Source organism: Pseudomonas sp. 14A, assembly GCF_018132745.1.
GTDB lineage: Bacteria > Pseudomonadota > Gammaproteobacteria > Pseudomonadales > Pseudomonadaceae > Aquipseudomonas > Aquipseudomonas mercuritolerans.
Genome location: NZ_JAGRQJ010000003.1, coordinates 1,027,865 through 1,042,290, shown reverse-complemented (window position 1 = coordinate 1,042,290; position 14,426 = coordinate 1,027,865). Strand labels below are relative to the sequence as shown.

General features: G+C 60.0%; 10 protein-coding genes. 5 read left to right on the top strand and 5 right to left on the bottom strand.

Annotated features, from left to right (window positions below; all coding sequences use genetic code 11):
* Nucleotides 1-109 precede the first annotated feature (109 nt).
* Both PS14A_RS07410 and sugE read left to right on the top strand, forming a co-directional pair.
* Nucleotides 110-1,075 carry a bile acid:sodium symporter family protein gene (locus tag PS14A_RS07410; protein WP_041479525.1) on the top strand — a complete coding sequence of 322 codons (966 nt, stop codon included), beginning with the start codon at nt 110-112 and terminating at the stop codon, nt 1,073-1,075.
* Between the two features lie 120 nt (nt 1,076-1,195).
* On the top strand, nt 1,196-1,510 hold the full coding sequence (gene sugE / locus PS14A_RS07405) for a quaternary ammonium compound efflux SMR transporter SugE (RefSeq protein WP_024012188.1): 315 nt from the start codon (nt 1,196-1,198) through the stop codon (nt 1,508-1,510).
* 114 nt (nt 1,511-1,624) lie between these two features.
* Here the strand turns inward: sugE and PS14A_RS07400 are convergent, their stop codons facing one another.
* The 3 genes from PS14A_RS07400 to PS14A_RS07390 all read right to left on the bottom strand — a co-directional run bounded on the left by PS14A_RS07400 (nt 1,625) and on the right by PS14A_RS07390 (nt 6,046).
* Nucleotides 1,625-3,496 carry an MFS transporter gene (locus PS14A_RS07400; RefSeq protein ID WP_212615621.1) on the bottom strand — a complete coding sequence of 624 codons (1,872 nt, stop codon included), beginning with the start codon at nt 3,494-3,496 and terminating at the stop codon, nt 1,625-1,627.
* A gap of 96 nt (nt 3,497-3,592) precedes the next feature.
* Complete coding sequence (locus tag PS14A_RS07395) at nt 3,593-4,744, bottom strand: TDT family transporter (RefSeq protein WP_122752090.1); 1,152 nt, start codon at nt 4,742-4,744, stop codon at nt 3,593-3,595.
* Nucleotides 4,745-4,858: 114 nt separating this feature from the next.
* The gene (locus PS14A_RS07390) at nt 4,859-6,046 is read right to left on the bottom strand and encodes an MFS transporter (protein WP_212615634.1); all 1,188 of its coding nucleotides are present in this window, start codon (nt 6,044-6,046) and stop codon (nt 4,859-4,861) included.
* A gap of 103 nt (nt 6,047-6,149) precedes the next feature.
* Between PS14A_RS07390 and PS14A_RS07385 the strand changes: the two genes are divergently transcribed.
* Together PS14A_RS07385 and PS14A_RS07380 are read left to right on the top strand one after the other, a co-directional pair.
* On the top strand, nt 6,150-6,692 hold the full coding sequence (locus PS14A_RS07385) for a TetR/AcrR family transcriptional regulator (protein ID WP_212615620.1): 543 nt from the start codon (nt 6,150-6,152) through the stop codon (nt 6,690-6,692).
* A 223-nt stretch (nt 6,693-6,915) separates the two neighbouring features.
* The gene (locus PS14A_RS07380) at nt 6,916-10,386 is read left to right on the top strand and encodes a PAS domain-containing hybrid sensor histidine kinase/response regulator (RefSeq protein ID WP_024012183.1); all 3,471 of its coding nucleotides are present in this window, start codon (nt 6,916-6,918) and stop codon (nt 10,384-10,386) included.
* 782 nt (nt 10,387-11,168) lie between these two features.
* On the opposite strand, the gene rmuC is transcribed toward PS14A_RS07380, so the two are convergent.
* Both rmuC and PS14A_RS07370 read right to left on the bottom strand, forming a co-directional pair.
* Entirely contained in the window at nt 11,169-12,533 is a 1,365-nt protein-coding gene (rmuC, locus tag PS14A_RS07375; protein WP_163012219.1) for a DNA recombination protein RmuC, read from the bottom strand.
* 175 nt (nt 12,534-12,708) lie between these two features.
* Entirely contained in the window at nt 12,709-13,032 is a 324-nt protein-coding gene (locus PS14A_RS07370) for a hypothetical protein (protein ID WP_024012181.1), read from the bottom strand.
* A gap of 911 nt (nt 13,033-13,943) precedes the next feature.
* On the opposite strand from PS14A_RS07370, the gene PS14A_RS07365 reads away from it, so the two are divergent.
* Complete coding sequence (locus PS14A_RS07365; RefSeq protein WP_016773719.1) at nt 13,944-14,168, top strand: hypothetical protein; 225 nt, start codon at nt 13,944-13,946, stop codon at nt 14,166-14,168.
* Nucleotides 14,169-14,426: the final 258 nt, after the last annotated feature.

Sequence of the window (14,426 nt, the reverse complement as noted above, 5' to 3'; positions counted from 1 at the left end):
CTCGCGAATGCGGTGTGCCAGTCAACATTAATGTGTCTGGCTCACCGCATTCGCGAGCAGGCTCGCTCCCACAATGTTTTGTGGTGTAACCAAAAATAAGGATCAAGCCATGCGCGCACTGGCTGCACTCAGCCGCTTTGTCGGCAATACCTTCGCTTATTGGGTTCTGATATTCGCCGTCGTGGCCTTCCTGCAACCGGCGTGGTTCATCGGCCTGAAAAGCGCGATCGTACCGCTGCTGGGTCTGGTGATGTTCGGCATGGGCCTGACCCTCAAACTCGACGACTTCGCCGCCGTCGCTCGCCACCCATGGCGGGTGGCGCTGGGCGTGGTTGCGCATTTCGTGATCATGCCCGGTGTGGCGTGGTTGCTCTGCCAGGTGTTTCACCTGCCGCCGGAAATCGCCGTCGGGGTGATTCTGGTCGGTTGCTGCCCGAGCGGCACCTCTTCGAACGTGATGACTTGGCTGGCGCGCGGTGATCTGGCGCTTTCGGTGGCGATTGCCGCGGTCACCACCCTCCTCGCCCCACTGTTGACCCCGGCACTGATCTGGCTGCTCGCCTCGGCGTGGTTGCCGGTATCGTTCATGGAGCTGTTCTGGTCGATCCTGCAAGTGGTGCTGTTGCCGATCGTTCTCGGCGTGGTCGCGCAGCGGCTGCTCGGCGACAAGGTGCGGCATGCGGTGGATGTGTTGCCGCTGGTGTCGGTGGTCAGCATCGTGATTATTGTCACCGCCGTGGTGGCGGCGAGTCAGGCGAAAATCGCCGAGTCCGGCCTGCTGATCATGGCCGTGGTCATGCTGCACAACAGCTTCGGTTATCTGCTCGGCTACTTCACCGGGCGCCTGTTCGGCTTGCCGCTGGCTCAGCGCAAGTCGCTGGCACTGGAAGTCGGCATGCAGAATTCGGGACTGGGCGCGGCATTGGCCAGTGCGCACTTCTCGCCATTGGCGGCGGTGCCGAGCGCGCTGTTCAGCGTTTGGCACAATATTTCCGGAGCGCTGCTGTCGACGTACTTCCGGCGCATGAGCGAAAAGGAAGACCGCGACAACCTCGCACAACGGGCTGCCGATTGAGGCTGAAAACTTGATCCTCGGGTTAATGCTCGTCACTATATTGCGCAACGCGGGGACGACCCTGCGGCTCGCACGAGTCATTAATCTGGGGACGACCCCGTCAATCGATGGAGGTCCTGCATGTCCTGGATCATTCTGTTTTGCGCCGGCCTGTTCGAAGTCGGCTGGGCCGTCGGCCTGAAATACACCGACGGCTTCACCCGCCCGCTCCCCACTGCCCTGACCGTTGCCGCCATGGCCATCAGCCTTGGTTTGCTCGGTCTGGCGATGAAGGAATTGCCGTTGGGTACGGCGTATGCGATCTGGACCGGTGTCGGTGCCGTGGGTACGGTGATCGCCGGGATCATTTTGTTCGGCGAGTCGATGGCGCTGATTCGGCTGGTCAGTGTGGCGTTGATCGTCACAGGTTTGATAGGCCTTAAAGTCAGCGCTTAAGCCACTAGCGTCTTCGCGAGCAGGCTCGCTCCCACATTCAACCGCGTTCCGTTATTGGAACAGGGCCAACTGTGAGAGCGAACCTGCTCGCGAAGGGGCCTTTTGATACACCGACTATCTGACAGCCCCGCGCAACTCCCCCACCAACACCTGCAACTTCGCCGGCTCCGTCCCTTCGGTAATCGCCGGTCCGGCCACCAGCGTCACCCGCGACCACAGCCGATGGAACAAGCCCTTGTTCGGATCGCGACTGAAGAAACTCCCCCACAATCCTTGCAGCGCCAGCGGAATCACCGGTACCGGGGTCTCTTCGAGAATCCGCGTCACGCCGCCACGAAACTCGTTGATCTCGCCATCGGCGGTCAATTTACCTTCCGGGAAAATGCACACCAGTTCGCCGTCCTTCAGATACTGAGCGATGCGAGTGAAGGCTTTTTCGTAGATCTGGATATCTTCCTGGCGTCCGGCGATAGGAATCGCGCCCGCCGTGCGAAAAATGAAGTTCAGCACGGGCAGGTTGTAGATCTTGTAGTACATGACAAAGCGAATCGGCCTACGCACCGCCCCGCCGATGAGCAAGGCATCAACGAACGACACGTGGTTGCACACCAGCAGCGCCGCGCCCTCGTCCGGGATCGCTTCAAGGTTGCGGTGCTCGACGCGGTACATGGAATGGCTGAGCAGCCAGATCATGAAGCGCATGCTGAATTCCGGAACGATCTTGAAGATGTAGGCGTTGACGCCGATGTTCAGCAGCGACACCACCAGGAACAGTTGCGGGATCGACAGCTTGGCGACGCTCAACAAAACAATCGAAACAATCGCCGACACCACCATAAACAGCGCGTTGAGAATGTTGTTGGCGGCAATCACCCTCGCCCGTTCGTTTTCAGCCGTGCGCGACTGGATCAGCGCGTACAGCGGCACAATATAGAAACCACCGAAAATGCCCAGGCCAAGGATGTCGATCAACACCGCCCAGGTGTGCACGAAGCCCAGCACGGCAATCCAGCTATGGCCGGTGACGCTGTCCGGGATCCCACCGGAATGCCACCACAGCAACAGGCCGAACACGGTCAGGCCAAACGAGCCAAAGGGCACCAGTCCGATCTCGACTTTGCGCCCGGAGAGCTTTTCGCAGAGCATCGAACCCAGCGCGATGCCCACCGAAAACACCGTCAAAATCAACGTGACCACGGTTTCGTCACCGTGCATCCATTCCTTGGCGTAGGCCGGGATCTGCGTCAGGTAGATCGCCCCGACGAACCAGAACCACGAGTTACCGACAATCGAGCGCGACACCGCAGGTGTCTGGCCCAGACCGAGTTTCAGAGTCGCCCAGGACTGGCTGAAGATATTCCAGTTCAGGCGCATTTCCGGCGACGAGGCCGCCGCGCGCGGAATGCTGCGGCTGGCCAGATAACCCAGCACGGCAATGCCGACGATCGCTGCGGAGACTACCGGCGCGTAGTGCTCGGACGACATCATGATCCCGGCGCCGATGGTGCCGGCGAGAATCGCCAGAAACGTGCCCATTTCCACCAGACCGTTGCCGCCGACCAGTTCATCGTCGCGCAAGGCCTGCGGCAGGATCGAATACTTCACCGGGCCGAACAAAGCCGAGTGAGTGCCCATGGCGAACAGCGCCACCAGCATCAACGACAGATGATCGAAGAGAAAACCGATCGATCCTACGGCCATGATGGCGATTTCCGCGAGTTTGATCAGACGGATCAGCGCGTCCTTGGCGAATTTTTCCCCGAACTGCCCGGCCAGCGCCGAGAACAGGAAAAACGGCAGGATAAACAGCAGCGCGCAGAGGTTGACCCAGATCGAGCGATCGCCCTCGATGGTCAACCGATAGAGGATGGCGAGGATCAACGACTGCTTGAACACGTTGTCGTTGAACGCGCCGAGCGACTGGGTAATAAAGAAGGGCAAAAAGCGCCGGGTGCGCAACAGGTTGAACTGTGAGGGGTGACTCATCTTCCGTGTTTCCTGATGTTAGGTAGTGAGGCCTGGGTGCTTGTTATTGGAATCCCGCACCACGATCCAGGCCACACCTTACCTAAACTTTTCGGATTATTTCTTCAAACCTGCGATACACGGCGAGACAAACAGCTCGCCTCGCCACGCGCCCTGCACGGTGCGCTTGCCGACGATCAGCCACATTGCCGCCAACAAAATCACCAGCGCCGTACCGAACACACTGAAAAATGTCAGGTTGAGGATACTTGCCAGTTTCAGCGTCGCCAGCGAATACACCCCCAATGGGAAGGTGAAGCCCCACCAGCCGAGGTTGAACGGAATGCCGTCACGCAGATAACGCACGGTGATCAGCAGCGCCATCAACATCCACCACAGACCAAAACCCCACAGCGTGATCCCAGCGACCAGACCCAGGCCTGAAGCAATTTCACCGACGCCGGGCAGACCATTCGCGGCAAAAATCGCTGGTGCCTCACCGCCCAACAGCAACATGCCCAGCGCACCGGTGCCGATCGGACCCAGCGCCAGCCAGCTCGACGCGGCCATGTTTTCGTGGGGCAGTTTGTGCAGGGCCATGCGCAGCAACAGAATGGTGAGAATGCTGAACGCCACTGGCAGGGAGAAAGCCCAGAGCACATAGCTGGTGGTCAGTACGACGAGTTGCCCATGGGCGTCGGTCAGATGCGGGGCGAGCAGGCCACCGCTGGCCGCTGCCACTTCCGCTGCCACCACCGGCAGCAACCAGACCGCGGTCATCTGATCGATGCTGTGTTCCTGACGGGTAAACATCATGTACGGAATCAGCACACCGCAGGCCAGCGACATCGCCACATCGATCCACCACAACACTTCAACAAGTTGAATAACACCGTCGCCCCAGCGCGGCAGCCCGAACAACAGAAAGCCGTTGATGATCGTCGCCAGGCCCATGGGAATGGTGCCGAAGAACATCGACACGGTGGAATGGCCGAAAATCCGCCGCGCCTCGTCAAAGAACAAAATCCAGCGCGCGGCGTAGGCAGCGGTAAACAGGCTGAACAAGAGAATGTTGAACAGCCACAGCCCCTCGGCCACGGCGCGCAATCCGGGAATGGCCAGCGGCAACTGAGCAAGTGCCAATGCCAGCACACCGGTGCCCATGGTTGCGGCGAACCAGTTCGGCGTGAATTGGCGAATCACTTCACGAGGATGTTGAAGCTGACTGAAAGGTTTGTAGCCGGGGGTGACACTGTTGGGGCAAATCATCATGAACTCCTGTCCTCTGGTGAGGTTGAGTCCATGGTAGATCCGAATCGAATATCGATATAACGGGTAATATCTCTAACTGTTATCTGCTTTGCAGATAAGTGTCCACACGCGCTAAGGAGCGCTGCAAACTCTGCCCGCCTGCGGACGCAGACTGAGCAGCAGCGCAGCAACCGCCAGCACGATCAACACAACGCCGTAACCATCGGTGGTCGCCAGCAGTCCAAAGTTGCGCGCCAGATACCCGGCAAGCAACGCCGGCAAACAGAACGCCAGATAGCTGAGCACGTAATAAGCTGACATCAAGCCGGCTCGTTCATGCGGCAAAGCCAGCGGCACCAGACTGCGCACCGCACCGAGGAATCCCGAGCCGAAGCCGCATCCGGCGACCAGTGTGCCGAAAAAAAACAGCGACAGACTGGCGCCATGCACGCCGAGCAGAATCAGCATCAGCCCGATCGGCAGCAGACTCGCGCCCAGCCGCAGCGCCTGAGCGGCCGGGCGATTGCGCATCGTAAAAATCATCAACGCACCGGTCACGGTGAGCGCCGCGACCGTCGCACCGCCGATCAGATTGGAGGTAGAGCCAGTGGCCGTGCGCACCAATGACGGTGCCAGCGAGGCATAAAAACCACCGAGCGCCCAGGTTGCGGTGTTCAGTGGCAGCACTCGCCACAACGTTGAACGCGCTTGCACCGGCACGTGCAGGGTCGGCCGCAACGACGCCAGCGCCCCGCCTTGCCGCGAGACACTTTCCGGCAAGCGCCAGACATACACGCCTTGCAACACAAACAGTGCCAACAGTAACCAGTAAGTCAGCTGTAACGGCGCCGGCGCGAATTCCGCCAGCAAGCCACAACCCAAACCGCCCAGAGCCATACCCAGTAACGGCGCGACGCTGTTAACCAGCGGCCCCTGCTGGCGATCGGCATCGAGCAATGTTGCGCTCAAAACGGCGGTGGCCATGCCGGTGGCGAAACCCTGCAGCACCCGCGCGCCGATCAACCACGACACGCTGTCGGCATAAATGAACAGCAGCATCGCCAGCGCATTGAGCAGCACGGCACTGAAGATCACCGGTTTGCGTCCGAGATGGTCGGAAAGCGAACCAACCGTCAGCAACGCCGCCAACAGACTGAAAGCGTAAACGGCGAAGATCAGCGCCAACATCGCTGCCGAGAAATGCAGTTGATCCTGATACAAGTGATACAACGGCGTCGGAGCGGTGGAAGCGGCGAGAAAACTGAGTAAGGTGATCGCCAGAAACCACAAGCTGGACCGGTGGGAAGCGACATTATTCAAGGGGCTGGTCATGGGCACACTCCGCAAAAGCTAATTTTTTGCTTTTGCGGAGTGTGCTACCGCCCAGCGCTTAAAGCAAATTCTTTGTGTTAAGGTCTGCCGCATGGCTATTAAAGAAGGTTTACGCCCCGGTGGCCGCAGCGCCCGGGTGCAAGAGTCGATTCATTCGGCGGTCAATGCGCTGCTGCAAGAGCAGGAACGTTCCACCGTGACCGTCCCGCAAATCGCCGCCCGCGCGGGGGTAACGCCGTCGACGATTTATCGACGCTGGGGTGATCTGGCGGCGTTGCTGGCGGACGTCGCCCTCGCCCGCATGCGCCCGGACAGCGAGCCGGCGAACACTGGCAACCTGCGCGGCGATATCTGTGCGTGGGCCGAGCAATATCTCGACGAGATGAGCTCGGAGGTCGGGCGCAACATGATGCGTGACGTGCAGGCGAGCGCCACGCCGGGGTATTGCGTGGCGATCATCGGTGCGCAGTTGCAGACCATTGTCGATCGCTATCCGGATGAAAAGACACCGAGTGTTGATCGCTTGATCAATCTGGTGGTGGCGCCGGTGGTGTTCCGGATTCTGTTTTCGGCCACGGCGCTGGAGGTTGATGAGCTCCATCGCCTGATCGATATTGCGCTGCGCCTGGACTGACGCCTTCGCGAGCAGGCTCGCTCCCACAAGGGAATGCATTCCAGAACGTGGGAGCGAGCCTGCTCGCGAAGAGGCCCGCCCGGTCACCACAAAAACCACCCGGTACCCCGCCTGCGACACCCCGCCACGCCACGACCTTGGTCGACACTGACTAACCGCCGCGCGCGTGCGAGACTGTCCGCCCGGGCAGGAGTGCCGGGGAGTCTTTTGTCGGGAGTGCTGCATGTCGTTGTCCACCGGGCTGATCGCCGTCGTTGCCCTGGCCTACATGGCCATCATGTTCGCAATCGCCTTCTACGGCGACCGTCGCAGCACGCCGTTGCCGCCACGGGTGCGCGCCTGGGTGTACAGCCTGTCACTGGCGGTTTACTGCACCAGTTGGACATTCTTTGGCGCGGTCGGTCAGGCGGCGGAACAACTGTGGTCATTCCTGCCGATCTACCTCGGGCCGATCCTGCTGCTGGTGGGCGCGCCGTGGGTCCTGCAGAAAATGGTGATGATCAGCAAACAGGAGAACATCACCTCCATCGCCGACTTCATCGCCGCGCGCTACGGCAAGTCACAATCGCTGGCGGTGGTTGTGGCGCTGATCTGTCTGGTCGGCGTGCTGCCCTATATTGCCCTGCAACTCAAAGGCATTGTCCTTGGCGTGAACCTGCTGATCGGCGCCGGCGCCGATGCCATGGGCACCCGCGCTCAAGACACGGCGCTGATCGTGTCGCTGGTGCTGGCGTTGTTCACCATCGTTTTCGGTACGCGCAACCTCGACGCCACCGAACACCACCGTGGCATGGTGCTGGCGATCGCGTTCGAATCGCTGGTCAAGCTGTTCGCCTTTCTCGCCGTCGGCGCCTTCGTCACGTACGGCCTGTATGACGGTTTCGACGACCTGTTCAATCAGGCAATGCTCGCCCCGCGCCTTGAGGCGTACTGGAAGGAAACCATCAACTGGCCATCGATGGTGGTGCAGACCGGCGTGGCGATGATGGCGATCATTTGCCTGCCCCGGCAATTTCACGTGACCGTGGTGGAGAACATCGACCCGCAGGATCTGCGCCTGGCGAAATGGGTGTTCCCCGCCTATCTGGCGTTGGCCGCACTGTTTGTAGTCCCGATCGCCCTTGCCGGTCAGATGATGCTGCCTAGTGATGTGCTGCCCGACTCGTTCGTGATCAGCCTGCCGTTGGCCCAGGCCCATCCGGCGCTGGCGATGCTGGCGTTTATTGGTGGCGCATCGGCAGCGACCGGCATGGTGATTGTCGCCAGCGTCGCCCTGTCGACCATGGTTTCCAACGACATGCTGTTGCCGTGGCTTTTGCGGCGCAACAATGCCGAGCGCCCGTTCGAGGTGTTCCGCCAGTGGATGCTCTCGGTGCGCCGCGTGAGTATTGTGGTGATTCTGCTGCTGGCCTACGTCAGTTATCGCTTGCTCGGCTCGACCGCAAGCCTGGCGACCATCGGCCAGATCGCCTTCGCCGCGGTGACGCAACTGGCGCCTGCCATGCTCGGCGCGCTGTACTGGAAACAGGCCAACCGCCGGGGCGTGTTCGCCGGCCTCGCCACCGGCACGTTCCTCTGGTTCTACACGCTGGTACTGCCGATTGCCGCGCACAGTCTCGGCTGGTCACTGGCGAGCTTCCCCGGCTTGGCGTGGCTGCACAGCAATCCGCTGAACCTGCCGATCACCCCGTTGACCCAAGGCGTGGTGCTGTCGCTGGCGGGTAATTTCACCCTGTTCGCCTGGGTCTCGGTGCTGTCGCGCACGCGGGTTTCCGAGCACTGGCAGGCCGGGCGTTTTATCGGTCAGGAAATCAGCGCACGACCTAATGCTCGTTCGATGCTGGCGGTACAGATCGACGATCTGCTGCAACTGGCGGCGCGTTTCGTCGGCGAAGAACGCGCGCGGCAGAGCTTCATTCGCTTCGCCTACCGTCAGGGCAAGGGCTTCAACCCCAACCAGAACGCCGACAGCGAATGGATTGCCCACACCGAACGCTTGCTGGCTGGTGTCCTCGGCGCTTCTTCGACGCGCGCCGTAGTAAAGGCCGCCATCGAAGGTCGGGAAATGCAGTTGGAGGACGTAGTCCGAATCGCTGACGAAGCCTCGGAAGTGCTGCAGTTCAACCGCGCGCTGCTGCAAGGCGCGATCGAGAACATCACCCAGGGCATCAGCGTGGTCGACCAGTCGCTGAAACTGGTGGCGTGGAACCGGCGTTATCTGGAGCTGTTCAACTACCCCGACGGCCTGATCAGCGTCGGCCGGCCGATTGCCGACATCATTCGCTACAACGCCGAACGCGGTTTGTGCGGCCCCGGCGAAGCTGAAGTGCACGTTGCGAGGCGTCTGCACTGGATGCGTCAGGGCCGTGCGCACACTTCCGAACGGCTATTCCCCAATGGCCGGGTAATCGAGCTGATCGGCAACCCGATGCCTGGCGGCGGATTCGTCATGAGTTTCACCGACATTACCGCGTTCCGCGAAGCCGAACAGGCGCTGACCGAGGCGAACGAAGGGCTCGAGCAACGGGTCAGCGAACGCACCCAGGAACTGTCGCAACTCAACGTCGCGCTCACCGAAGCCAAGGGCAATGCCGAGGCGGCCAACCAGTCGAAAACCCGCTTCCTCGCCGCCGTCAGCCACGACTTGATGCAACCGCTGAACGCCGCGCGACTGTTCTCCGCCGCCCTCTCCCACCAGAACGAAGGCTTGAGCGCAGAGGCGCAGCAGTTGGTGCAACACCTCGACAGCTCGCTGCGTTCGGCGGAAGACCTGATCAGCGATCTGCTGGACATCTCGCGCCTGGAAAACGGCAAGATCAACCCGGATCGCAAAGCCTTCGCCGTCAACGAACTGTTCGACACCCTCGGCGCAGAATTCAAGGCGCTGGCTCAAGAGCAAAAGCTCACGTTCCGGGTGCGTGGCAGTCAATTGCGCATCGACAGCGACATCAAACTGCTGCGGCGGATTCTGCAAAACTTCCTCACCAACGCGTTCCGATACGCCAAAGGCCCGGTGCTGCTGGGCGTGCGTCGGCGCGGTGGCGAGCTGTGTCTGGAAGTCTGGGATCGCGGCCCGGGTATTCCGGAAGACAAGCAGCAAGTGATTTTCGAAGAATTCAAACGCCTCGACAGCCACCAGACCCGCGCCGAAAAAGGCCTGGGCCTGGGCCTGGCGATCGCCGATGGCTTGTGCCGCGTGCTCGGGCACACCCTGCGCGTTCGCTCCTGGCCGGGGCGCGGCAGTGTGTTCAGCGTGACGGTGCCCATCGCCCGCACACAAACGCCTCCAGTTAGCGCCACGGTGGAACTGAACGGAAAACTGCTCAGCGGCGCGCAGGTACTGTGCATCGATAACGAAGACAGCATCCTGATCGGCATGAACAGCCTGTTGAGTCGCTGGGGCTGCCAAGTGTGGACGGCGCGCAACCGCGAAGAATGCGCAGCGATATTGAATGAAGGTGTGCGACCACAACTGGCGTTGGTCGACTATCACCTCGACCACGGCGACACCGGCACAGAGCTGATGGCCTGGTTGCGCACGCGCCTGGGTGAACCCGTGCCCGGCGTGGTCATCAGCGCGGATGGACGCCCGGAGACCGTGGCGCAAGTGCATGCGGCGGGCCTGGATTACCTGGCCAAACCGGTGAAGCCGGCAGCGTTGCGGGCACTGTTGAGTCGGTATTTGCCGTTGTAGAAGGTGATCTAGCAGACGTCTTCGCGAGCAGGCTCGCTCCCACATTTGGATTTGGGTACAACCGCAAGTAACAGGTCGGCTGTCAGGCCGCTTTCGCGAGCAAGCCCGCTCCCACATTTGGGATTGGGTACAACCGCAAGGAACAGGTCGGCTGTCAGGCCGCCTTCGCGAGCAGGCTCGCTCCTACAATTGGATTTGGGTACAACCGCAAGGAACAGGTCGGCTGTCAGGCCGCCTTCGCGAGCAAGCTCGCTCCCACATTTGGATTTGGGTACAACCGCAAGTAACAGGTCGGCTGTCAGGCCGCTTTCGCGAGCAGGCTCGCTCCCACATTTGGATTTGGGTACAACCGTAAGGAACAGGTCGGCTGTCAGGCCGCCTTCGCGAGCAGGCCCGCTCCCACAAAAGCAAAAGCAAAAGCAAAAGCAAAGCAGCGAAGCCGCACCACTCAACAATGAGCGTTAGCTCGAGTGCTTTTGATCTTGATCCACCGGCGACGTCGGAAGGCTGAGCGGAGGGATTGATCCGGGCGTGGGAGCGCAGCGACCGTCTGGCGCAGCCAGACACAGCGGAAGGAGGTGCAGCGAAGCAAACCGGAGCCGCTGCGCCCGGATCAGTCCCGCAGCGAAGGAACCCGAGCCTGCGAGGGCCGAACGTAGGAGCTAGCGTTTTTTGCTTACTTTTTTTGGCGCTTGTAAAAAAGTAAGTCGCCGTCAGGCGAAACCGCCAGCCGCCACGACCGCAGCAACGGATATGCCCCCAATCAGCCCAAAAAACGACGCCTACTCAGGCAACTCAACCAACCCATCAACATCAGTCATCGCCCGCTCGAGCAAATCCGCCGGCAAGCTCTTGCTCGCCCGCGCACCGAGCAACTTCAACTGCTCACTGCGGCTGACCAGATTACCGCGCCCCTCTGTCAGCTTGTTGCGCGCTGAGCTGTAAGCCTTGTCCAGTTGCTGCAGACGATTGCCCACTTCGTCCAGATCCTGAATAAACAACACGAACTTGTCGTACAGCCAACCCGCGCGCTCGGCGATTTCCCGGGCATTCTGGCTCTGCCGCTCCTGCTTCCACAGACTGTCGATCACCCGCAACGTGGCCAGCAGCGTAGTCGGGCTGACGATCACGATATTACGGTCGAAAGCATCCTGAAACAGCGACGGTTCAGCCTGCAATGCCGCAGAAAATGCCGCTTCGATCGGTACGAACAGCAAAACGAAATCGAGGCTGTGCAGGCCTTCCAGGCGTTTGTAGTCCTTACCGGCCAAGCCCTTGACGTGATTGCGCAGCGACAGCACATGCTGCTTGATCGCGATCTGCCCGAGGGTGTCGTCATCGGCGGCAACATATTGTTGATAGGCCGTGAGACTGACTTTCGAGTCGACCACCACCTGCTTGTCGCCGGGCAGATAAATGATCACATCAGGCTGGAAGCGCTCGCCGTCCGGGCCTTTGAGATTGACCTGAGTCTGGTACTCGCGGCCCTTCTCCAGACCTGCGTGCTCCAGAACCCGCTCAAGGATCAATTCGCCCCAGTTGCCCTGGGTTTTCTGGCCCTTGAGCGCGCGAGTCAGATTGGTGGCTTCGTCGCTCAGACGCAGGTTCAACGCCTGCAAACGCTCCAGCTCCTTGGCCAGCGAGAAGCGCTCGCGGGCTTCGGCCTGATAGCTTTCTTCAACGCGTTTTTCAAAGGACTGGATGCGCTCTTTCAACGGATCAAGCAACTGCCCGAGCCGCTGCTGGCTGGTTTCGGCAAAGCGCTGCTCACGCTCATCGAAGATCTTGCCGGCCAGCTCGGCGAATTGCGCGCGCAGTTCATCGCGTGAGCCTTGCAGGTCGTTGAGACGTTGTTGATGGCTTTCCTGTTGCTCTCGCAGTTCGGCGCTCAGCGAGGCAGCGTGGGCGTCGAGGCGGCGTAACTCAGCGTCCTTGTTGGCGCGTTCAAGGTTCCAGGCGTGGGAGGCGTCGCGGGCATCATCGCGCTCGATCTGCAACAACTCGACTTCGCGGCGCAGGGCAGCGAGGTCTGCCTGTTTGGCGGCATTGGCCTGGCCGAGATCGGCGATTTCATCGCGGCTCGCTTCAAGCTGCGCGGTGAGGCCGTCCTGAGCCAGTTGCGCCATGGCCAGGCGCTCCTCGAGCAAGGCCAGATCGGCCTGGGCGTTGCTGGCCCTGCGTTGCAGTTGCCAGGCCAGCGCCAACAGCGGCAACCCTGCCGCCGCAAGACCGAGCAATACGCTGGTCAAGTCCATAGCCATAGCGACTCCTGCCAATCGGATAAAGCTTGAAGGTTAACCAAGGTGTCTGGGCTTGGACAGCTCAGTCTTCGATCAGACCGAGTTCCTGCTGCGCGCGACGGTCGCCGGCGCGGGCGGCCTGACGCAGCAGCTCCTGGCCGATACGCCGGTCACGGGCATTGCCGCACTCCCGGCAAATCAATTGGCCGAGACGGCTTTGTGCGGCGACCACGCCTTCTCGGGCCGGTTGCTTGAGCAGACGGCCGGCCAGGTGCTTGGCGCTGGGACTGTCGCTCAGGCGCGGCGCATCGAGCAGCCATTCGGCCACACGCACGGAAAAACGCTTGGGAGCGGTAACAGAGGTCGGGTTGGAGGTAACAGAGTCTGATACTGAGCGAAACTTCATAAAGCACTGCGGGACAGATCGGAAGGCGCGCCACTTTACTCTCTTTTTCTTACAGGTAAAGTCGAAAAAAACCCGGCACGCCCGTCCTAGAGCAAGCGCTAGGGACAATCCACAGAAGCTGTGGATAAGTCAGTGGACAACCGCCCTCCGATCCTCGCAAAGCCTTATGGAATGGGGCTCGCAGTCAAACTGACGATTTTTTCACCAACAAAAAAAGACGATATTTTTCATTGACTTAAACTTTTGATACAGGCAGCGACTGGAGTCAGGATCGATGTGACAGTTGCGTTACGCTCTGCGCAACTAATGTGCACAAGTACCTGCGACACGGTTATATGCATGCGCTTTTTCGGGTCATTTTGCGCAACTGCGAACGATCCAAAGGCTCCGCGAAAAGCCTGCACGCCGACGGACGGTGCGACACGACCTTTCCCTGTGATCCCTTTTTTGGTCATGGGGTTTGCTTCGCCGGAACGGATCCGTTACTATCCGCGGCGTTAGTACCAAGCTGAAAGTCAATTCCGGTCGAATATCTCCCCACGGTCAACTTCCAACAGGAAGCCACTGCCGAAAAAAGCGGGAACGACCCCTCGATGGTTTCCAGGTAAATCTTGCGACGACGCTGCCTTTGAACGAAAACAAAGGGCGTAGCGAAGAACACTTACTCTGACCGAACCAACCTGCAAATTGATCAGGATCTTCACCCCGGGCCCAGAACCTTTGCCCTCGCTGTGATGCCTGTCCTCCTAAGTACCTACCTGCCAGCCCAAGCGCGCTCATTTATCAGCGCTTCAAACTGGCTGCTTTGTTCCAGTCGGGTTCTTCGTTCGATCAATGGTGATCAACGTTACTGGAACGTTTTAACGTTGCACGGTTCTTATCCGTGTCATTTGTAGGAACACCTAATAACTATGTCTACTCAAATCCAGACTCAGGATGCCATTCGCACCCTAACCAACGCTTTTGCTCCAATGAACTGCCTGATCATGGCCGCTCGCAAAGGCTGCTTCAGCTTCACCGTGGTCAATGAACACGGGATCGCTCGTCACAGCGAGCGCTTGTACCCCGATCAATACTCCAGCGCCGAGCCGCTGCAGGCCGTGATCGAGCGTACCCGTCAGGCACTGGTTGCCTGAAAGCCGAACAGGCTGCAAAAGCAAAGCCCTGCTGAAAAGCGGGGCTTTTTATTGCCTGATATTTCACTGTTAACGCTGCGCTTCTAAGCATATTCCGATCTAACGTTTGGAATGCGATGGCAGAAATATTTTAAAAACAGACCTTTACACGCTGAATATGACACTACACTTCAACTCAAGCGGCGTGACCCGCTTGCGGCGAGCCTGATTCGATCCACTGCTGCCAAAGCCCCTTCAGGACTCGCCCTCAATAACAAG